This window comes from Streptomyces fuscigenes, from assembly GCF_021556455.1.
In the GTDB taxonomy this organism is placed as follows: domain Bacteria; phylum Actinomycetota; class Actinomycetes; order Streptomycetales; family Streptomycetaceae; genus Streptomyces; species Streptomyces fuscigenes.
In genome coordinates, this window is record NZ_JAKGCV010000066.1 from 1 (window position 1) to 19,265 (window position 19,265).

Below are 19,265 nucleotides of genomic sequence, written 5' to 3' on the forward strand. Positions count from 1 at the left end.
CCTCGGGCGCCGCCTCGCTCTCGGCCTCGGCGGCGGGCACGGGCGTCTCGGCGGCGGGCTCGGGGGCCTGCTCGGGCTCAGTCGCGGGCGCCTCCGCGGCGGCGGGCTCGGGCGCCGCCTCCGCGACAGCCTGCTCCGGCTTCCGCTCGGGTTCCGGGGCGGGTTCCGGGGCGAGCTCCGTTTCCGCCCCGGCGACCGCCGACTCCGTCGCCGGCTTCGACTCCGGCTCCGTCGTCGGCTTCGAGGCCGGCTCGGACGGGGACTCCGGCTCGGAAGCGGTCCCGGCCTCGGCCCCCGCGGCGGCCTCGGGCTCGGGCTCGGGAGCAACGTCCGACTTGTCCTCGGCCGCGACCTCGGGCTCGGCGGCGGCCTCCGACTCGGACACGACCTCCGGCTCTGCCCCGGAAGCGGTCTCGGCGGCGGCCTCCGAAGAAACCGCCGGTTCGCCTTCGGCGGCGCCGGACGCCGACGCGGCTCCGGCCTCGGCCTGCGCCTCGTGGGCGGCCTCGGCCTCGTCGTCCTTCGGCTGCACGAGGTCCCGATGCGTGGCCTGGGCCGGGACGGTCGGGGCGGGCTTCGCGGGCTGACGCGGCTTGTCGAAGGCCGCCGCGACCAGGTCGGCCGCCGCCTCCTCCGGTGCCGGACCGGACTGCTCGGGAACCTTGGGGCCCGTGGCGGCAGGCGCGGCGGACGGCTCGGCGGTCGCGGATCTGCCCGTCTCCGCGGGCGTCTCGGGCTCCGGCTCCGCCGACTGAGCGGCCGACGTCGCGCGGTCCGCCTGCGGCGGAACCGCCGTTGCGGCGGACTCGTCGCCGTTGCGCTTCTCGGGGCCGCGCGTGTCGGCTCCGTCGCGTCCGAACACCTTGCGCAACAAGCTCCGAATGCCCATGGGGGAGCCCTTTCAGCTGAGTTGGTGTGCCGGTGGGAGTCCAGGGCCTGCGAATCGGCCCGGAGCGACCCCACATTTCTGGCCAGGGCGGATACGTAAGGTTAGCCGCCGTCCCGCCCGGCCCCCAGCCTCGCCCTGCGGTAGGCCGCGAACTGCTCGGCCGGGTCCCCGGTGTACGACCACGGGACGCGCACGGCCCGGCGGCCGAGCAGCGCGAACGCGTCGGCGGCCGGGGCTTCGAGACCCCCCAGGCACAGGGCGTGGGTCAGGTAGTTGAGGTCGCCGGTCTCCTCGGGGAGGACCGGCCCGCGAGGCCGCCCGCCGAGCCAGCGTTCGTACGTTCGCCGTGCCTCGGTCGCCGCGATGTCGTGGGACCAGTGCTGGCCGGTCTCGCACGGTGGGCTCCCGCCGTTCGCGGCGGCCGACTCGATGACGTACCGGTACTCCTCGACCCGGGCGATCTGCACCAGGACCGGCAGCGGGGACCCCTCCGGCGCGACGGCCGCCGCGTCGCGGGCGAAGCCGTACATGCGGCCGTGGGTGCCGTGCCAGCGCGCCGAGAAGTACCGCAGCAACTGCGCGTGGCCCTCGACGTGGAACGGGTCGCGCCGCCGCAGCCCGTCCCACCAGCGCTGCAACTCCGGGCCGCGCACACCTTTCCCGTACAGCCGCGCCACCGTCAGCAGGGAGGCCCACGGCGCCGGGTCGAGGGGGCTCGCGTCCGCGGCGCGCAGGCAGGACCGTACGACGCCGTCGAGCCGGGCCTCCGGGAGCGTCTCGCCCCGCGGCGCCCCACCGCGCAGCACGATGGCCGCGCCGAAGGCGCGTACGACCTCCGTCGCCGCGCGCAGCACTGCCGCGTCCGGGTTGCCGGGTTCGGCGTCGGCCCACGTCTCGGCGACCGAACAGGACGCGGCCGCGTGCGAGAGGATGCGCAACCGGTGGGTACGGAGCTGCCAGTTGTCGCCGCTCCCGGCGAGCAGGTCCCGTACGCCCTGCCAGCGCCCGATCACGATGTCCTGGCGCGCTGCCGTCAGTTCGGCGTCGCCGCAGTCCAGGTCGAAGTCGGGGGGCGCGGCCGGGTCGTCGTCCGACGGCGGCCGGAGCCACGCGGCGTCCTCCTCGCCGGGGGGAGCGGGGCGGACCGCCCAGCCGAGCCCGCCGGGCCGTCCGGGAGCGGGCGGGGTCCGCTCGTCCCGGCCCCGCGGCCCAGGCGTGCGCACGGTGGCGGCGCCTCCGGCTCCGACGTCCCCTCCGGGGCCGTCCTGCCCGCGGGCGCCGGAACCGGCCGGGTCGGTCCCGGGGTCGGCGGGCGCCACCCGGACGTCAGTTGCCGCGTCGCCCACTCGGAAGAGGCCCCCGGCTCCCGCGCCGCCCGGCCTGGCGAAGCGCGCCGTGCGCGGGAGCCGCCCCGGCCATCCGCCGCCGCCCGATGCCCTGTGCCGGTTCTCCGTCGCCATGGTGGACCCTCCCTCACCCGAACAACCGACTGGTACGTCTCCCCCGCGCCGCCCGCGGCCACCGATGCCGCCCGCCGGCCCCCACTCGCCCCGCCCGGCCCATGCGGTCCCGCCCGGCCCCGCCCGGTCCACGCAGTCCCTCCCGGCCCCGCCCGGTCCACGCAGTCCCGCCCGGCCCGGTCCGTTCAGAAGTCGGTGGCCATCGCACCGTCCTCGTACGGCGTGCCGTCCTCGTACCGCGGGCCGCCGGCCGACGGCAGGTCGACGGTCGAACGCGAGGCGTCCAGCCGCGCCGGGCGGTAGTACGAGCTGCCCCTGCGCCAGTACCAGAGCATCGGGACGAGCCCGAGGCCGAGCCCGCCCAGCCCGATCGTCGCCTCCACGGCCGACAGCCGGCCCAGTGATTCGAAGAACATCCACAACACGAACACCGAACCGAACAGCGGCCAGACGCCACTCAACAGGAACTCCTTGACGGACGTCAGCAGGAGTTTGCGGTAGGCGACGACCGCGGCCAGCCCCGCGAGCGCGTAATAGACGGATATCTGGAGCGAGATGGCGGTCACGGCGTCGGACACGACCTCCGTCACCGAACCGAACGTTCCGGCCGCCAGCAGCATGACGAGCGCGACCCCGCCGACGACGGCGACCGCCGCGTACGGGGTGTTCCACCGGGGGTGGATCCGTCCGAGGGCGGCGGGCAGCGTACGGTCGCGGCCCATCGCGAACAGCGAACGGGTCGCCTGGAGGAGCGTCGTCTCGAAGGTCGCGACGGTCGACAGCAGCACCGCCGCGATCAGCACCCGGCCGCCCGTCCCCGGCCACACGGCCTCGCCGAGCACACGCAGCACGTCCGCGCCGCCCGCCTCGATCCGGCCCGGCGGCAGCAGCATGTTGATGGCGACGGTGTACGTCTCGAACAGCAGGAACACCACCCCTGCCCCGCACAGCGCTGCGAACCCGGCGGTCCTGCGGCTGTTGCGGCTCTCCTCGCTGAGGTTGCTGGTGACGTCCCAGCCCCAGAAGTAGAACGTGGCGATCAGCGCGCCCGCCGCGAACCCGCCCGGCCCGTCGAAGCCGCCGAGGCCGAGCCACCGCCAGTCGAAGTCGCGGCCCGCGCCGCCGCCGCGCACGAGGGCCGGCACCAGGAACGCCAGGAGCAGCGCCACCTCGATGCCCGTGAGCGCGAACTGCGTCCGTATCGAAAGCCGCACCCCGCCCAGCACCACCGCGACCATCACCAGGAACCACACGGCGCCCACCAGGGCGGCGAGCCAGGGGCGTTCGCCGAGTGCCGGGTCGAACAGCGACAGCGTCAGCGTCCCCGCCGGCAGTGCCCCCGCCACCATGAAGATCGTGGACGACACGACGAGTGCCCATCCCGACAGGAAGCCCAGGAAGGGGTGGAGGGTCCGCCCCACCCACGAGTACGCCGCCCCCGCACTCGGGTCGATCCGGCCGAGGCGGCCGTACGCCAGGACGATGCCGAGCATGGGCACCGCGCTGTAGAGCAGCGACGCGGGGCCCGCCAGGCCGACCGCACCCACCAGAACGGCGGTGGTCGCGGAGATCGTGTAGGCGGGGGCACTGCCCGCGACGGCCATCACGGACGTCGCGAACGCACCGAGCACACCGGGCTGCAGACCGCGTCCGAGGCCGCCGGGCCGGGGACCGCTGTCCCCGGGGCCGCCACGTCCACCACGTGCAACGCGTCCGCGCATTCCGATCACCCACAGCCTCCCTGAAAGGGCGGAGGTCGGCATCCTAGCGACGTGGCGGCGCCCCGTACGGTTCCTCGGCAGGGCCGAGTCGCGGCCCGCACCGCCGGACGCCCGCCCTTCGGCCCCAAGTCCCCTACGCTGTCCGCCTGTTCGTCTCCCCTGCCTCCAACGACGCGTACGCGTCAAGGTCACGCGACCGGGCCCGCGCACACGCCGGACTCCCGCGGCCCACCGACCGGCGGGCGGGCGGAAATCGGCGAGCGGCGGGCGGAGGGCGGCGGCCGACGGACGGAGGTCGACGGACGGCGAGCGGCACGAAGTGTGCCGTGCCGCGTGCCGCGCCGCGTACGGTTCCGCGTCCCACCGCCGAACGTGTCCGCCGCGGCACCCACCGTGCCTGCGCGTAGGACTAGGCTCGGTGGCATGCCCGCCGACGACCGCCACGAGGCAGACGAACCACGGCACGAGCCGCCCCAGACGACCGCGCCGGCCGACCCGGCCCGCGCGGCGGCGCCGCCCGACGTCGAGGCAACCGCGCCGGACGCGGACCCGAGGAGCGCGGGCGCCGGGCAGCCCGGCCCCTCCGTACGCGTGGACAGCTGGGTGTGGTCCGTCCGCCTGACGAAGACCCGTTCCCAGGCCGCGACCGCCTGCAAGGGCGGCCATGTCCGGGTGAACGGCGAGCGCGTCAAGCCCTCACAGCCGGTGAAGGCGGGCGACGAGGTACGGGTGTGGCACGCCGGACGGGAACGGCGCGTCGTCGTGACCAAGTTGATCAAGAAGCGGGTCGGCGCGCCGGTCGCCGTGACCTGCTACGTCGACAACAGCCCGCCGCCGCCCCCCAGGGAGTTCACGGCGCCCATCTCGGTGCGTCCGCGCGGCGCGGGGCGCCCGACGAAGCGCGACCGCAGAGAGCTGGACCGCCTCCAGGGCAACTGACGGCGCCCCGCGGCCGCCGGAGCGCGCCACCCGCCCGTCGCAGCTCACCACCCAGCGCCCAGCGCCCACCGCTCGACACCGAAATCTCACTCCGCGAAACGTTCTGGCTCATCATGCGGACAACTGCTTTGCTTCCGGCCAGGGCGGCCCCCCGGCCGCCCGTTTCCCCACGGGCAGGGACAGGGCATGGCCACCTCGCACACAGCCACGGCCGCCGGCACAAGCACAGGCGCCGGTGCCGGCACCGGCACCGGCACCGGCACCGCCACCGGTGATGACATCCGGCCGCTGAGCCGCACCACGCGCGCGGCGCAGGACGTACGTCCCACGCGGGCCGAGGTGGCCGTCGTGGGCGGCGGGATCGCGGGCGTCCAGGCGGCACTGGTCCTGGCGAGGTCGCGGCGGAGCGTGGTCGTGGTGGACTCCGGTCACCCGCGCAACGAGAACGCGTCCGCCGTGCACAATCTCGCGGGCCACGAAGGGGTGGACCCCTCCGAGCTCCTCGCACGGGCGCGGGCGGACGCCGCCCGCTACGGCGTCGCCTTCGTGTCGGGGACGGTCGTCAGGGCCCGGGCGGCGGGGGGCCGGCCCGCGTCGGATGCCGCAGGCCGGCCGGACTGGCAGATCACGGTCGCCCCGGGCGCCGGGACCACGGCCGACGCCCCTGCCGCCGCCCTCGAAAGCAGCGGGACGCGAAGCGCCCTCGGCCCACGGGGCACCGGCCCCCAAACGCACCGCACCAGCGGCACCGGCGACGGCGTCGGCACCGGCACCGCGCTCGCCGCCGGCACGCTCGTCCTCGCGACGGGCATCGCCGAGGACCTGCCGGACGTCCCCGGCCTCGCGGCCCTGTGGGGCACCGACGTCGTCTCGTGCCCGTACTGCCACGGCTGGGAGGCGACGGGTCTGCCGGTCGCGGTCGTCGGATCCGGGCCGCGCGCCTGGCGGCAGTTGCTCCTCCTGAGCCGCTTCACCGACGACCTGACGCTGGCCGCCGACGGCCCCGCGGGTCTCGACCCGGCGCAGCTCGACCGGCTCGCCCGGCTCGGCGTCAAGGTCACCGAGGACCGCGTCCGGCGCGTCGTGGCCGAGGCCGGGCGGCTCGTGGGAATCGAGTTCGCCGGCGGGGGACTCGTGCCGTACGGGGCCCTGTTCGCCGCGACGGCCCGCCGTCAGGCCTCCTCGCTGCCCGGGCTGCTCGGCTGCGACGTCTCCGGGGCGGCCGTGACCACGGACGCGGACGGGCGCACCAGCGTCCCCGGCGTCTGGGCCGCCGGGACGTGCGCCGACCCGGCGCTGACCGTCGCCGGAGCAGCCGGCCACGCCACGGCAACCGCGATCGCCCTCAACAACGCCCTGCTCGACGCCGAGACCGCGGCGCCGGCGGGCGCGTGAGACCGGCCCCGCCCGTGCACGGCCTGTACGCGGCGGGTACGTCGCGCGGGGGACCTCAGCCCTGGTAACCCTCCACCTCGTTCGCGGAGCGGACCTTCGCCTCCGCCGGGTCCTCGCCGAACTCGGACTTGGCCCGCCGCTGCCGCAGCAGGTCCCAGCACTGGTCGAGCTGCACCTCGACCTCGCGCAGCCGCGCGCGGTCGTCGGCGCCGAGGCCCTGGCTGCCGACGGAGCGCTCGCGCAGCTTGTGCTCCTCGTCCACCAGGCTGTCGATGGCGGTGAAGATGCCCTTGTTCTCGTTCGAAGCGCTCATCGCGCGCCCGCCTCTCCTGCGTGCCGATGCCGGCGTTCTGCGTACTGACGTCCCTGCACACCGACGCTCTCACGTATCGGCGTTCCTGCGTCCGTCCTACCGTCGATCTTCGCCCCATCACCGTGCCTCGTGCAGGTCGAGCCGTACCCGCAGGGCCCGGTGATCGGTGTCCGACAGATCGATGAACCGCGCGTCCCGTACGGCGAATTCCCGGCTGGTCAGAACATGGTCGATCTGCGCGCCCAGCGGCCTGGGCACGCCGTGCGGCCAGGACGGCGTGTGGGCGGCACCGCCGTACAGGGCGCTGTCGCGCAGGCCGCCCGCGGTGAGCAGGTCGCGGAACGCGGCGTGGTCGCGTGTGGCGTTGAAGTCGCCCGCGACGATCGCCGGTGGTCCGTCGCGACCGGCGGCCGCGTCGTCGGCGATGCGGCCGAGCTCCGCGCGCCACGCGCCCACCTGCCCCGGGATCGGCGGCAGTGGGTGGGCGAGCCGCAGCCTCACCGTGCGGCCCCCGATCCGCATCAGCGCACCCGGCATCGCCATCGTGGAGGTGATGCGCGGGCCGACGTCGAGCGGGTGGAGGGAGAGGATCGCCGAGCCCTTCGAACCGTCCTCCCGGACGACGTCCCGGTACGGATACAGCGCGTGCGGCAGGCGCGCGTCCAGCAGCGCCGAGCACCGCAGCGAACACTCCTCCACGAAGACGAGGTCCGGCCTGTGCCCCCGTGCGCTCTCGCGCATCACCTCGTCGATCAGTCCTTGCGTCGCCTGACCGAACTCGACGTTGGACGTCAGGACGGTCAACCGCGCCACGACCGGCCCCGGCGGCTCCGGCGTGGGGTACCCGCCCGCGAACGGCCTCGCGTACCAGGCGACGACCGCCAGCACGGCCACGGCCCACAGCGCTCCCGACCGCACGCGCAGGGCCGCCGCGGCGAACAGCCCGCCCGCGGCCGGCACCGCGAGCCACGGCAGCGCCGCGAGCAACTGCGGTACGGGGGTGACTCCGTCGGTCCCCGCCGCCCTGCACACGAGCACCGCGGACACCACGAACAGCAGCAGGAACGCGGCCGAGCCGACGCAGCCGCGCAGCACGCGTACCGGCAGCCGCCGGCGTACGGGCGGCCGTTCGGCGGACTCGGACTCGGACTCGTGCGCCAGCGGCGCCATCGGCGATGCCGGCGGTGGCTGCGGCGGCGGTGGCGATGCCGCTGGGGGTGGCGGCGTCGGCGACGGGGACAACGTCCGGCCTCTCCTGACGACGGGTGCGGACACCCGTCCGCACCCGGGGACCCGCAGGTCGGCGGGCCCGTTCGCCATCCGTTCCGTTCCGGGCCGCGACCTGGCACGGAACGCGGCCGGCGGCCGGACCGCCCGGCACACCGCCCGCATCCCTACCCAGAAGGCCGCCGCCCGGCACCCCGCGGGGCACCCGGTGACGTCACCTCGTCGTGTGGTGCACCCGCCGGTCCCAGGCCAGCGACCAGATCACGAACACCGAGACGCCGATGCCGAGGATCGCCCAGACCGGCGCGAACGGCAGGAACATGAACTGCGCGAACACGTTCAGCGCCGCGAGGGCTATGCCCGTCAGCCGTGCCCAGACCGCGCCCCGCAGGACGCCGAGACCGACGATCACCATCAGGACGCCGAGCGCCAGATGGATCCAGCCCCAGCTGGTGATGTTGAAGGAATAGACGTAGTTGTGCACGTGCGCGTAGACGCTGTCCCGGGAGATCGCCACGATCCCCTGAAGGATGTCCATGATCCCGGACACCAGGAGCAGCGTCCCCGCGAACAAGGTGCCGCCCGCCGCCCAGGCGGCGGCGCGGTTGTGGTCGTGTCGACCGTGACCTGCACCGGTCCCCGCACCCATGTCGGAGCCGGTGCCACGAGGTGGTTGTGCAGTGTTCTGGCTCATGTGAACATGGTGCGCCCGAACCGACAAAAGGGATATTTATCTCGCGCTCACCCCGTCTGACCCGCACGTTTCCTTCCGCGCGCCCCAGCCCGGACCCGGCCCGCACGCCTCGCGGACCGCCCGCCGGACCGCGTGCCGCCCCGACCGCCCCGCGCAGGACGAGTGAGCCGGCGGGCCCGCGCCGGCCCCCGCATCCCGAACCCCGCTGCCCCGCTGCCCCCTGACACGCTGCCCCGCTGCCCCGCACCACCGGGCGAATCGCGGCCCGAGGCCACCGGCCCGGTTGCCGCGCCCCCGCGACGGGTGTGCCCTGGAAGCTGGGACAGGGGGAGTTCTCGGGGTGAGCGAAGGGATTCCCGGACATGGCAGCTCACGCAGCACCGACACCGCGGAGGGCTTCCACGGGCCGCCGCGGCGGAATGCCCCGCGGCCGCCCCTCGCCGGCGATCGTGGGCGTGCCGCTCCTCTTCGGCATCGCGTACGGCGCCTACGCGTCCTACATGGCGCGCGCGGGCGGTGCGGCCACGTTCAACCAGTTGTGGCTCGCCCTGGCCGCCGGCGTGGGATTCGCGGTGCTGATGTTCCTGATCCTCAAGGGCCAGCACGCGATGAAGCGCGAACTGCGCGCTCCGGTCTGGGGCGTCTTCATCGGCGGTTCCGTGGGGTTCCTGCGCGCGCTCGGTGACTTCAGCGTCTGGCGTTCGGCCGGGCTGGGGCTCGCCATCGGGGTCGGAGTGACCCTGGTGACGTACTACTGGTGGTACACGCACGAGGAACACAGCAGGTCCCGCTGAGCCCGGTGGGGCACAGCAGGTCCCGCCGGGCCCGGCAGGCACACCAGGTCAGCCGAGCCGGGTGAGGCACAGGGCAGACCACAGCAGCGGCCCACAGCAGGCCACATCGCAGATCGCGGATCAGCGCACTGAACGCCGAAGCGGCGGGTCGTACCGGGAGATCGCCCCGGTCCGGCCCGCCGCCCCTGCTCCCGCCCCTGCTCCCGCTCCTGCTCCTGCTCCTGCTCCTGCTGCCACCGGTTCCGCGGCGCGACAGCGGCGCGTGGGACTCCTCCGGGTGACCGCGTTGTCCACAGCGGCCGGCTTGTCCACAGTCTGCGTCCGGGCACACACACGGCGTCACGTGACGTGCGAGCCTGAGGGCGTCCATCCGGTCGCACGCGGTTCGCCTCGGCGGATGCGCGAGCCGAGTGGCCGCGCGGATGCACAGCGCGACGAAGGGCGGCCGGACGGGGATTCGGGGCGGGTTGACCTTGCCGCTGGGGGAAGCCCCAGCATCGGTGGAGCCGGGCGGCGAGACCGCGCGGTACGAGGAGGGGGGCGGTGCGCGATGGCACACAGCACGACACGGCTGACGATCGGGGCGTTCGCGCGGGCGAGCGGTCTCTCGGCGAAGGCGCTGCGGCGCTACGACGAGCTCGGACTGCTGCGCCCGGTGCGCGTGGACGATCTGACCGGCTACCGGTATTACGAGCCCGCGCAGCTTGAGCGCGCGCGGCTGGTGCTCTGGCTCCGGCGCATCGGTATGCCGCTGGTCCGCATCAACAAGGTCTGCGACCTGGTCGAGGCGGACCGCGCGGCAGCGGGACACGAGGTCGCCGGCTACTGGGCGTCCGTGGAGTCCGAGACGGCGGCCCGCCGCGACCTGGCGCACTTCCTCGTCGGCCATTTGACGGCGGAGCCCGAGGGCCCGCCCGGGAGGGGAAAGACCGTGACGACGAAGACACGTTCCGTGCCGCCACGCGAGTTGGGAGTCAGGTACGCGTCCCGCTCCACGCGGGGCCGGGTCAGGGAGACCAACCAGGACGCCGTGTACGCGGGCGACAGGCTGTTCGCGGTGGCCGACGGCTACGGGAGGCTGGGCGCCCCCGCGGGGGAAGCGGCCATCGAGGCACTGCGGGCCCGGCTCCCCGAGGGCCTGACCGGCGCCGACCTGCTGAACGCGCTGGCGGATTCGGCGGAGTCGGTGGAGAGCGCGCTCGAGCCCTTCGAGGACTCCGGGACGACGCTGACGGCCCTCGCGTGGACGGGCTCGCAGCTTGCGCTGGTGCACATAGGCGACACCCGCGCCTATCTGCTGCGGCGCGGCGAACTGTTCCTGATCACGCACGACCACAGCATGGTCCAGGCGATGGTCGACGCGGGCCAACTCGATCCCGCGGAGGCGGCGTCGCACCCGCAGCGCGCCCTGCTGCTGCGCGGGCTCAACGGCGGAAGGCCGGCGCATGCGGCAGGAGCGGCCGCGGCACGCGGCACCGCCGCGTCCGCGGGGCCCGCCGCCGCCCCGGCAGGCGAGACGCCCGCCGGCACGACCAGCACCTTCGACGTGCGGCTGCGTGACGCCGAGCCCGGCGACCGCTTCCTGCTGTGCTCCGACGGCCTGTCGTCGGTCGTGGAGGAGGAGTCGATACGCACGGCCCTGACACCGGCCGTCTCGCCGACACCGGAGCAGGCGGTAGCGGCGCTGCTGACCCTCGTGGACGAGGCAGGCGCCCCCGACAACGTGGGCTGTGTGGTCGCGGACATCGTCGCGCTCTGAGCCGGCACCCGGCCCCACCGCGATCCACCACCACGGCATACCGACATTCCGACGCATCCACACCCGACACCTCGGGCGCCCCGGCGTCCCGGCGCCACGGCGGTCCCGGCGCCCACGGGGGTCCCGGCGCCCACGGGGGTCCCAGGCCACGGGCGCGCCTCGGGCGTGACCACGGGCGCCCCGGCCCGCGCAGGGCACAGAGCCCCTCGCCCACACGTCCGCTCGTCCGCTCGTCGGCACGTCGGCACGTCCGCGTGTCCGCACGTCCGCACGTCCGCACGTCCGCACGTCCGCGTGTCCGCACGTCCGCACGTCCGCACGTCCGCACGTCCGCACGTCCGCACGTCCGCACGTCCGCACGTCCGCACGTCGCAAGCGCAGACACAGCCGACACCATCAGACACGGCAGACACCCGCACGCGCCGCTGAAGCCCCCAGACACCCGTCGAAACGAAGAGGCGTGGGTGAACCGCGACCTCCGGTCCACCCACGCCTCCACGGAAGGGACTCACATGCACATGCGGACACCGAGAGCCTCACGTCCGGTACTCCACGTCACGGCCTCATCCCTCTCGGGCCTCCCCTCGTGCGAGGGGGTGCCTGCGGCGCGCGGGCCGACCGGCCGGCGCCACCGCGTCCCCGACCGGTCCTCAGAGGCCGGCCAGCAACTGCTCGAAGGGAACGACGTCCGCCTCGCCCTGACCGCCCGGCCCGTCCAACTCGTCCTGGCCGGCGGCGCGCGCATCCCTCTCCACGCGTGCGCGTGGGATGCCGTCACCGGCAAGGCGGGCCAGCAGGTCCGCGAACTCCCGGCCGGCCCGGTCGATCCGGGCCGGCAGACCGCCGCCGTACGTGTCGGCGCCCGCGCCCCAGTCGTCGGTGGCAGCGAAGACCGCCGTCGGCAGCGTGAGCGCGTGCAGGTAGGAGAACAGGGGACGCAGCGCGTGCTCCACGACGAGCGAGTGGCGTGCCGTTCCACCGGTCGCCCCGAGGAGCACGGGCGTACCCGTCAGGGCCTCGGGCTCGACGAGGTCGAAGAAGGACTTGAACAGACCGCTGTACGCGCCGGCGAACACCGGCGTCACCACGATCAGCCCGTCCGCGTCCGACACCGCCTCCAGTGCCGCGCCCAGCGCGGAGGACGGCCAGCCCGAGACCAGGTTGTTGGCGATGTCGACCGCCAGGTCCCTCAGTTCGACGACGTGCACGTCGACCGCGCTGCCGGCCCCGGCGTGCTCGGTCACCGCCGTTGCCAGCCGGTCCGTGAGCAGCCGCGTCGAAGAGGGCTTGCCCAGCCCCGCCGTCACGGCCACCAGCTTCAGCTCGTTCATTCCGTCCCTCGACTCGTCGATCGGTTGGTCGTCCGGCCCGGCGCTCAGTCGTCCGCCGGGCCGGTGATGCACATCGCCGCCGTCCCGCCCGGGCCACGCCCGGCACCCGGGGCAGTCACACGCCCCGGGCGCTCCTCGGAGGTCACCCGCCGTGCCGCCCGGCTCACGATCCGGTCGGCTGCCCGGTCCGTTGCCCGGCTCGCCGACCGTTTCGCGACCCGGCTCGCGTCTCGTGCCCCCGCCTCGTCCCCTGCTCGCGCCCGTTCGTCAGGCGCGGGCCAGGGCGGGGTGGGCCGGCGGCGCGTCGGGGACGTCGGCGGGGCGCCCCACGGCGAATTCCTTGCGCAGGACGGGGACGACCTCCTCGCCCAGCAGGTCCAGCTGCTCCAGGACCGTCTTCAGCGGCAGCCCGGCGTGGTCCATCAGGAACAACTGACGCTGGTAGTCCCCGAAGGCCTCCCTGAACTGCAGCGTCTTCTCGATGACCTCCTGGGGGCTGCCGACCGTCAGAGGGGTCTGCTCGGTGAACTCCTCCAGCGAGGGCCCATGCCCGTAGACCGGTGCGTTGTCGAAGTACGGGCGGAACTCCCGCACCGCGTCCTGCGACTTCGCCCGCATGAACACCTGGCCGCCCAGGCCGACGATCGCCTGCTCCGGGGTGCCGTGCCCGTAGTGGGCGTAGCGCCTCCGGTAAAGCTCGATCAGCTTCTGGAAGTGGCCCTTCGGCCAGAAGATGTTGTTGGCGAAGAAACCGTCGCCGTAGTACGCGGCCTGCTCGGCGATCTCCGGCGACCTGATCGAACCGTGCCAGACGAAGGGGGGCACACCGTCGAGCGGGCGCGGTGTGGAGGTGAAGCCCTGCAACGGCGTGCGGAACTTCCCCGACCAGTCGATGACGTCCTCGCGCCACAAGCGGTGCAGCAGAGCGTAGTTCTCCACCGCCAGGGGGATGCCCTGCCGGATGTCCTTGCCGAACCACGGATACACCGGACCGGTGTTGCCGCGCCCCATCATCAGGTCGACCCGGCCGCCGGCCAGGTGCTGGAGCATCGCGAAGTCCTCGGCGATCTTGACCGGGTCGTTCGTCGTGATCAGCGTGGTCGACGTGGAAAGGATCAGACGCTCCGTGCGGGCGGCAATGTAGCCGAGCATCGTCGTGGGAGAAGAGGGGACGAACGGCGGGTTGTGGTGCTCGCCCGTCGCGAAGACGTCGAGGCCCACCTCCTCCGCCTTCTGCGCGATGGCCACCATGGTCTTGATCCGCTCGTGCTCGCTCGGCGTCCGTCCGGTGGTCGGGTCGGCGGTGACGTCACCAACGGTGAAGATCCCGAACTGCATCGCGCACTCACCTCTCCATGTCTGCCGTCGCGGTGCGGTCGGCCCTGTGACCGTTCGACCGGCCGTTTCGCCGCCCCGTACCACTATTGGTTGAACGTTGAACTATACCCCTCAACGGACACCCCCTGCCCCCTATTCCCCGCCCCCCGAACCGGGCCCGCAACCTCGGCACGGACGCGCTCCACAGCGTCGCCCAGCACGCCCGACACCATCACCGAATGCGTCCGCCCAGCGACCTCGACACCATCCGCGACCAGCGACACACAGCACGCAATCACCACTGCCGATGCCCGAGCCCCAGTGCCCGCTGCCCACCGCCCGCCGCCCGCCGCCCGCCGCCCGCCGCGCGACGAGCGCCCCGCGCCGCAGGACGAGCGACATGCGGGAGCCGAGACCCGAGACCCGACGCGTGCCCGCCGGTCGAGCCTCCCCGCGGCTTCCGGGAACTCCACGGGGATCCCCGGGACTCCCCAGGGACTCCCCGGGGAGCGCGTCCGCGTGGCTGAACACCCGGCGGGGCCCGGCACGTTCGACGCGCCGGCGGGACCTGGGGGCGGCGGGGAGCCGTGGCAGGCGCTCGGCGGCGCCCGCCGCGCCCGCTCGTCCGGCAACGGCGCTGTCTACACTTGCGCACCTACGACCGCCCAGCGACCGCTCGGTGATCGTCACTTGCCCGGATGCCCGGACCGAAGGGTAATTGGTGCCTTGATATCCATCGAAGCTGTCAGCAAGAGGTATCCCGACGGCACCGTCGCCGTCGACGGTCTCTCCTTGGAGATACCCGACCGGTCGATCACCGTCCTCGTCGGGCCGTCCGGCTGCGGCAAGACAACGACTCTCCGCATGATCAACCGCATGATCGAACTGAGCGGCGGCAGGATCCTCATCGACGGTGAGGACATCCAGCACAAGCCCGTCAACGCGCTGCGCCGGTCGATGGGCTACGTGATCCAGAACGCCGGCCTGTTCCAGCACCGCACGATCGTCGACAACATCGGCACCGTGCCGCGCATGCTCGGCTGGTCGAAGGCGAAGGCCCGCGAGCGCTCCATGGAGCTGATGGAACGCGTCGGGCTCGACACCTCCATGGCCAAGCGCTACCCGTACCAGCTCTCCGGCGGGCAGCAGCAGCGTGTCGGCGTGGCGCGCGCGCTCGCGGCGGATCCGCCGGTGCTCCTCATGGACGAGCCGTTCTCGGCCGTCGACCCCGTCGTGCGGCGCGGGCTCCAGGAGGAGCTGCTCCGCATCCAGTCGGAACTGGGCAAGACGATCGTCTTCGTCACCCACGACATAGACGAGGCGATACGCGTCGGCGACATGATCGCCGTGCTGCGCACCGGCGGGAAGCTGGCGCAGTACGCGCCGCCGGACGAGCTTCTCTCCCGGCCCGCCGACGCCGCCGTCGAGGACTTCCTCGGCGCCGACCGCGGCATCAGGGGCCTGTCCTTCTTCGGGACGGAGCAGCTGCCCCTCGAACGGAACGGCATCGTCGCCGTCGACGCGACGGCCGCACAGGTCGCCGAGCGCGCCGCCGATCTGCCCCAGTTGCTCGTCGTCGACGTGGACGGCCGCCCGCTCGGCTGGGCGGACGCCGCCCGCCTGCGCGCGTCCGGCGCCAGGAACGACACGGCGGGCCTCCTGGCGAGCGGGCAGACGTTCCGCCTCGGCGAGGACTCGCTGCGCGTCGCTCTCGACTGCGCGGTCCTCTCGCCGACCGGCTGGGCCGCTGCCGTGGACGGCGAGGGACGCGCCGTGGGCGTCGTCTCCCAGGAAGCCATCGCCCGAGCGATCCGCGAGGCGCACGGTCGCCGCGGCACCGCCCCCGTGGACGTGGGAGCCGCACGGTGAACGGTTTCTTCGACATGCCGAGCGACCTGCAGCACAGCTATGTGGGTCTGATCGGCCTCCACCTCCAGGAAGCACTGCTGCCGGTCGCCATCGGCCTGGTCCTGGCCCTGCCCGTCGCACAGCTGTGTGTGCGCTTCAAGTGGCTCTACCCGCCCGTCCTGTGGGCGACGACGGTCCTCTACGCGATCCCGTCGCTGGCGTTCTTCGTCGTACTGATCGACTACACGGGACAGACCGAGACCACCGTGGTCATCCCGCTCGCCCTCTACAGTCTGGTCGTGCTCGTCCCGGCCATCGTGGACGGCGTGCGCTCCGTCTCCCCGGAGACCAACGCGGCGGCCGTCGCGATGGGCATCGGCCCCGTCCGCCGCTACCTCCAGGTCGAGCTGCCGATCGCCGTTCCCGCCATCTTCGCGGGCCTGCGCGTCGCCACCGTCTCCAGCATCAGCCTCGTCAGCGTCGGCGCTCTCATCGGCAACCAGGGCGCGCTGGGCAACCTGCTCGCCGACGCGAACCTCTACCACCGCCCCATCCTCGCGGTCTCCTCCGTGGTCACCACGGCCGTGCTCGCGATCCTCGCGGACGCCGCCCTCGTCCTCATCCGGATGCTGCTGACGCCGTGGCTGCCCAAGAGCGCCCGGCGCGCCCGGCGCGGCGCGGGCGGCCCCGCCGGCCCCGACGCGAACGGCGACGCCGGCGACAAGGCCGGGGGCCTCCCGGCCGGCGGGACGCTCGGCGACGGAACCACCGATGTCCGGCCCACCGCGGGGAGCGCGCTGTGACGATCTTCCACTTCATCTCCGCGTTCTTCTCCGACAGCGCGCACTGGCACGGCTACGACGGCATCCCGACCCGGCTGGTCGAGCACATCGAGTACTCGCTCATCGCGCTCGGCATCGCGGGCGCCGTCGGGCTGCCCGTCGGGCTCCTGACCGGCCACTACGGCCGCGGCGGCAACGCGCTCGCACTCCTGGCCACCGCCGCGCGCGCCCTGCCCAGCTTCGGCCTGCTGGTGCTGCTGTTCGTGCTGATGGGCCTCAGCAAACTGCCCGTGCTGATCCCCCTCGTGGTGCTGGCGATCCCGCCGATCCTCGTGACGACGTACGAGGCGGTGCGGACGGTCGACCCCGCGCCCGTGGACGCGGCCCGGGGCATGGGCATGCACCAGGCGAAGGTCCTGTTCCAGGTCGAGTTGCCGGTCGCGCTGCCCCTGATCCTCAGCGGGCTGCGCTCGGCCGCGATCCAGGTCGTCTCCACGGCCACGATCGCGGCGTACGTGAGCTTCGGCGGCGTGGGACGGTACATCGTGGACGGCCTGTACCAGCGCAACTACGAGAAGGTCGTCGGCGGTGCGACCCTCGTGGCGGCTCTCGCGCTCGCCACGCTCGGCCTGTTCTGGCTGATGTCCCGCTTCGCCGTCTCCCGGGGGGTGCGCGGCGTACGCCGGCCCTGAGCGCCCACCGCCCGGCCCGGGCCCGATCCGGGGCACCCCCCGGGCAGGCACGCCAGGCACGCCAGGCACGCTGGGCAGGTCGGTCGACTCGGGCCGCCAAGCACGGAGGCCGGGACAGGTCCCACGGGACCTGCCCCGGCCTCCGTCGTAGGGGCCGCACCCGCCGTACGGACCGCAGACGCCGGGCGGTGACGCTAGTAGCGGGTGCCCGTCCGCGCCTGGGCTCTCTCCACGCGTTCCAGGGCGAGTTCGAGGACGACGAGCAGCGTGTCGCGCACCGAGCCGCGTTCGCGCGCGTCGAAGACGGTCACGGGCACGTGGTCGGAGACGTCGAGCGCCCAGCGGACCTGGTCCAGCTCGTAGTCGACCTTGCCGTCGAAGGCGTTGAGGGCGACCGCGAACGGGATGTCCCGGTTCTCGAAGTAGTCGACGGCCGCGTAGCAGTCGTCGAGGCGCCGCGTGTCGACGATCACCAGGCCGCCGAGGGCGCCCTCCACGATGTCGTCCCACATGAACCCGAAGCGTTCCTGGCCGGGCGTACCGAACAGGTAGAGCTTGAGCGTCGGGTCGATGGTGATGCACCCGAAGTCCATCGCGACCGTGGTGGTGGTCTTCTCCGGGGTGTGGCTGAGGTCGTCGACCCCGGCGGCGACCGTCGTGATGGACGCCTCCGTGGTCAGCGGTTCGATCTCGGAGATGGACGCGACGGTCGTCGTCTTGCCGACGCCGAAGCCCCCGGCTATCACCATCTTCACGGGCAGCGGGGGCTGCTGGAGCATGTCCTGCTCATGTGCGGCCACCGTGCCGGGCGGGTCAGCCTTCACGGAGGAACCCCCTGGAGTCGGGGACGGTGCGGAGACCATCGATCACCCTTCGCAGAACAGATGCGTCCTGGGCGGCGTTCGCCCGGGGCACGTAGACCCGCAGCCGCCCCTGGGCGCGCAGGTCGTCGGCGATGACACGGACCACATTCAGATGCAGGCGCAATTTGGCGGCGAGTTCCGCCAGCGACTGCGGACGGCGGCAGGCCGCGATGATGTCGCGGTGCTCGGAGGCGAAGCTGTCGAGCACCGCGAGGCCGCCCGACGTCGCGACGACCTGCGTCTCGATCGGGATGGGCGGCCCGCTCCCGGGCGCCGCCGTCCCGGCGACCCGGCCCGCGGTCAGCAGGAAGGGCCTGATCGGGGACGGTCGTTCGCGCCCGGATTCGTCCGGCAACTCCCCGCCCCCTTCGACCGGTGCCTCACCAGTCACCTTCGCGATCCTTCCCGGTCCGTACGGCCCGGCCGCGCCGCCCGGCCCGGCGGGCAGCGGCCGGGGCCGGTCACCTCGACGGTGAAACGCCCACATTGTTCTTCAGTTCCATCACGAGCTGCGGGCTGAGGGCCGCGCCGACCCGGTTGGCGAAGACCGTCATCTCGTACGCGATGTTGCCGAGCTTGGCCTCCTTGGAGGCCACGACGCCGAGCACGGCACCGCTGCCGATGGCCGACACGAGGACGTGCCCGCCCTCCAGGTCGATGATCACCTTGTTCAGCCCGCCCAGGCCGTAGTTGCCGGACGCGCCCATCGCGAGGCTGGTGATGCCCGACACGATGGCCGCGAGCCGTTCCGAGTCGGCGGGCTCGTCGCGCCGCGACACGGCTATCAGCAGTCCGTCGGACGAGACGGCGATGGCGTCGACGACGCCCGCGGTCTCGGTGGCGAACCGGTTGAGCAACCAGGTGAAGTCCGCGGCCGCGGCACGCACGTCGGTGGCTTCCGGCGGATTCTGCCCCGCGTCACCTGTCCACATCGTCACTGACCTTTCTTTCCGAACGTTCGGGTCTTGCCGGCCGGCCTGGCCGGTCGAGCGGATCGGGCCCGGCGGGCGGGCCGTACGGGTCGGGCCGGTCGGGCCGGTGGGCCCGGTGCGGGCCGTGGGGGGCGTCCGAGGGGGTCTCGTCGGCGGGGAAGCCGGGGCCGGCGTCGCGGTGGGCGCGCTCGACTCCGGCCTCGAACTCGTCGATCGCGTCGCGCGCCGCCTGGGCGTCCGCCGGGGCCCAGGCCCGCGGCACGGTGCGCGGAAGGTCCTCGGCGAACCGCCCCCTGCCCTGGAGCGTCG

The 19,265-nt window shown here is 73.7% G+C and carries 17 protein-coding genes and 2 pseudogenes; 7 read left to right on the forward strand and 12 right to left on the reverse strand.

The annotated features are described in order from the left end of the window. The 3 genes and pseudogenes from L1885_RS09075 to L1885_RS09085 all read right to left on the reverse strand — a co-directional run. Nucleotides 1-889 (reverse strand): annotated as a pseudogene (locus L1885_RS09075) (hypothetical protein); the annotation flags it as partial. A 101-nt stretch (nucleotides 890-990) separates the two neighbouring features. After that, the gene (locus L1885_RS09080; RefSeq protein WP_308117294.1) at nucleotides 991-2,349 is read right to left on the reverse strand and encodes a hypothetical protein; all 1,359 of its coding nucleotides are present in this window, start codon (nucleotides 2,347-2,349) and stop codon (nucleotides 991-993) included. Between the two features lie 185 nt (nucleotides 2,350-2,534). After that, the gene (locus L1885_RS09085) at nucleotides 2,535-3,953 is read right to left on the reverse strand and encodes an APC family permease (RefSeq protein WP_235796518.1); all 1,419 of its coding nucleotides are present in this window, start codon (nucleotides 3,951-3,953) and stop codon (nucleotides 2,535-2,537) included. A 540-nt stretch (nucleotides 3,954-4,493) separates the two neighbouring features. Here L1885_RS09085 and L1885_RS09090 point away from each other — a divergent pair. Together L1885_RS09090 and L1885_RS09095 are read left to right on the forward strand one after the other, a co-directional pair. Continuing rightward, a complete protein-coding gene (locus L1885_RS09090; RefSeq protein ID WP_235796505.1) occupies nucleotides 4,494-5,009 on the forward strand; it encodes an RNA-binding S4 domain-containing protein in 516 nt (171 codons plus the stop codon). A gap of 186 nt (nucleotides 5,010-5,195) precedes the next feature. Further along, the gene (locus L1885_RS09095; RefSeq protein WP_235796506.1) at nucleotides 5,196-6,404 is read left to right on the forward strand and encodes an NAD(P)/FAD-dependent oxidoreductase; all 1,209 of its coding nucleotides are present in this window, start codon (nucleotides 5,196-5,198) and stop codon (nucleotides 6,402-6,404) included. A gap of 55 nt (nucleotides 6,405-6,459) precedes the next feature. Here L1885_RS09095 and L1885_RS09100 read toward each other — a convergent pair whose 3' ends face one another. The 3 genes from L1885_RS09100 to L1885_RS09110 form a co-directional block, all read right to left on the reverse strand. Beyond that, nucleotides 6,460-6,717 carry a DUF2630 family protein gene (locus L1885_RS09100; RefSeq protein ID WP_235796507.1) on the reverse strand — a complete coding sequence of 86 codons (258 nt, stop codon included), beginning with the start codon at nucleotides 6,715-6,717 and terminating at the stop codon, nucleotides 6,460-6,462. Between the two features lie 117 nt (nucleotides 6,718-6,834). Further along, nucleotides 6,835-7,887: an endonuclease/exonuclease/phosphatase family protein gene (locus L1885_RS09105; protein WP_235796508.1), complete on the reverse strand. Its 1,053-nt coding sequence runs from the start codon at nucleotides 7,885-7,887 to the stop codon at nucleotides 6,835-6,837. Between the two features lie 271 nt (nucleotides 7,888-8,158). Next, complete coding sequence (locus tag L1885_RS09110; RefSeq protein ID WP_235796509.1) at nucleotides 8,159-8,638, reverse strand: DUF7144 family membrane protein; 480 nt, start codon at nucleotides 8,636-8,638, stop codon at nucleotides 8,159-8,161. 455 nt (nucleotides 8,639-9,093) lie between these two features. On the opposite strand from L1885_RS09110, the gene L1885_RS09115 reads away from it, so the two are divergent. Both L1885_RS09115 and L1885_RS09120 read left to right on the forward strand, forming a co-directional pair. Further along, entirely contained in the window at nucleotides 9,094-9,432 is a 339-nt protein-coding gene (locus L1885_RS09115) for a hypothetical protein (RefSeq protein ID WP_235796510.1), read from the forward strand. 550 nt (nucleotides 9,433-9,982) lie between these two features. Continuing rightward, nucleotides 9,983-11,191, forward strand: coding sequence for a MerR family transcriptional regulator (locus L1885_RS09120; protein WP_235796511.1), 1,209 nt, complete (start codon nucleotides 9,983-9,985; stop codon nucleotides 11,189-11,191). Between the two features lie 650 nt (nucleotides 11,192-11,841). On the opposite strand, the gene L1885_RS09125 is transcribed toward L1885_RS09120, so the two are convergent. Together L1885_RS09125 and L1885_RS09130 are read right to left on the reverse strand one after the other, a co-directional pair. Continuing rightward, nucleotides 11,842-12,522 (reverse strand): FMN reductase, encoded by a 681-nt coding sequence (locus L1885_RS09125; RefSeq protein WP_235796512.1) that lies wholly within the window; start codon nucleotides 12,520-12,522, stop codon nucleotides 11,842-11,844. 267 nt (nucleotides 12,523-12,789) lie between these two features. Beyond that, on the reverse strand, nucleotides 12,790-13,860 hold the full coding sequence (locus L1885_RS09130) for an LLM class flavin-dependent oxidoreductase (RefSeq protein WP_235796513.1): 1,071 nt from the start codon (nucleotides 13,858-13,860) through the stop codon (nucleotides 12,790-12,792). Nucleotides 13,861-14,565: 705 nt separating this feature from the next. Here L1885_RS09130 and L1885_RS09135 point away from each other — a divergent pair. From L1885_RS09135 to L1885_RS09145, 3 genes are read left to right on the forward strand one after another with little or no spacing between them, the layout of a single operon-like run. Continuing rightward, on the forward strand, nucleotides 14,566-15,708 hold the full coding sequence (locus L1885_RS09135; RefSeq protein ID WP_235796514.1) for an ABC transporter ATP-binding protein: 1,143 nt from the start codon (nucleotides 14,566-14,568) through the stop codon (nucleotides 15,706-15,708). Next, nucleotides 15,705-16,490, forward strand: a complete 786-nt coding sequence (locus L1885_RS09140) for an ABC transporter permease (protein ID WP_235796515.1) — start codon at nucleotides 15,705-15,707, stop codon at nucleotides 16,488-16,490. Before L1885_RS09135 ends, L1885_RS09140 begins: the two co-directional genes overlap by 4 nt. Continuing rightward, a complete protein-coding gene (locus tag L1885_RS09145; RefSeq protein ID WP_235796516.1) occupies nucleotides 16,487-17,161 on the forward strand; it encodes an ABC transporter permease in 675 nt (224 codons plus the stop codon). The genes L1885_RS09140 and L1885_RS09145 overlap by 4 nt, the downstream gene beginning before the upstream one ends. A gap of 194 nt (nucleotides 17,162-17,355) precedes the next feature. Here the strand turns inward: L1885_RS09145 and L1885_RS09150 are convergent, their stop codons facing one another. The 4 genes and pseudogenes from L1885_RS09150 to L1885_RS09165 form a co-directional block, all read right to left on the reverse strand. Next, a complete protein-coding gene (locus L1885_RS09150; protein ID WP_372481899.1) occupies nucleotides 17,356-18,024 on the reverse strand; it encodes a GTP-binding protein in 669 nt (222 codons plus the stop codon). Further along, entirely contained in the window at nucleotides 17,975-18,424 is a 450-nt protein-coding gene (locus tag L1885_RS09155) for a DUF742 domain-containing protein (RefSeq protein WP_372481900.1), read from the reverse strand. Before L1885_RS09155 ends, L1885_RS09150 begins: the two co-directional genes overlap by 50 nt. Nucleotides 18,425-18,485: 61 nt before the next feature. Then, nucleotides 18,486-18,956, reverse strand: coding sequence for a roadblock/LC7 domain-containing protein (locus L1885_RS09160; protein WP_235796521.1), 471 nt, complete (start codon nucleotides 18,954-18,956; stop codon nucleotides 18,486-18,488). Continuing rightward, nucleotides 18,943-19,265, reverse strand: a pseudogene (locus L1885_RS09165) (hypothetical protein); the annotation flags it as partial. The gene L1885_RS09160 and the pseudogene L1885_RS09165, both read right to left, overlap by 14 nt.

Excerpts from the sequence above, each read along its gene's own strand:
- L1885_RS09105 (WP_235796508.1), bottom strand. The coding sequence starts at position 7,887 with ATGGCGCCGCTGGCGCACGAGTCCGAGTCCGAGTCCGCCGAACGGCCG.
- L1885_RS09085 (WP_235796518.1), bottom strand. The coding sequence starts at position 3,953 with ATGGCCGTCGCGGGCAGTGCCCCCGCCTACACGATCTCCGCGACCACC.
- L1885_RS09090 (WP_235796505.1), top strand. The coding sequence starts at position 4,494 with ATGCCCGCCGACGACCGCCACGAGGCAGACGAACCACGGCACGAGCCG.
- L1885_RS09160 (WP_235796521.1), bottom strand. The coding sequence starts at position 18,956 with ATGTGGACAGGTGACGCGGGGCAGAATCCGCCGGAAGCCACCGACGTG.
- L1885_RS09080 (WP_308117294.1), bottom strand. The coding sequence starts at position 2,349 with ATGGCGACGGAGAACCGGCACAGGGCATCGGGCGGCGGCGGATGGCCG.
- L1885_RS09125 (WP_235796512.1), bottom strand. The coding sequence starts at position 12,522 with ATGAACGAGCTGAAGCTGGTGGCCGTGACGGCGGGGCTGGGCAAGCCC.
- L1885_RS09150 (WP_372481899.1), bottom strand. The coding sequence starts at position 18,024 with ATGGTCTCCGCACCGTCCCCGACTCCAGGGGGTTCCTCCGTGAAGGCT.
- L1885_RS09130 (WP_235796513.1), bottom strand. The coding sequence starts at position 13,860 with ATGCAGTTCGGGATCTTCACCGTTGGTGACGTCACCGCCGACCCGACC.
- L1885_RS09110 (WP_235796509.1), bottom strand. The coding sequence starts at position 8,638 with ATGAGCCAGAACACTGCACAACCACCTCGTGGCACCGGCTCCGACATG.
- L1885_RS09095 (WP_235796506.1), top strand. The coding sequence starts at position 5,196 with ATGGCCACCTCGCACACAGCCACGGCCGCCGGCACAAGCACAGGCGCC.
- L1885_RS09100 (WP_235796507.1), bottom strand. The coding sequence starts at position 6,717 with ATGAGCGCTTCGAACGAGAACAAGGGCATCTTCACCGCCATCGACAGC.
- L1885_RS09120 (WP_235796511.1), top strand. The coding sequence starts at position 9,983 with ATGGCACACAGCACGACACGGCTGACGATCGGGGCGTTCGCGCGGGCG.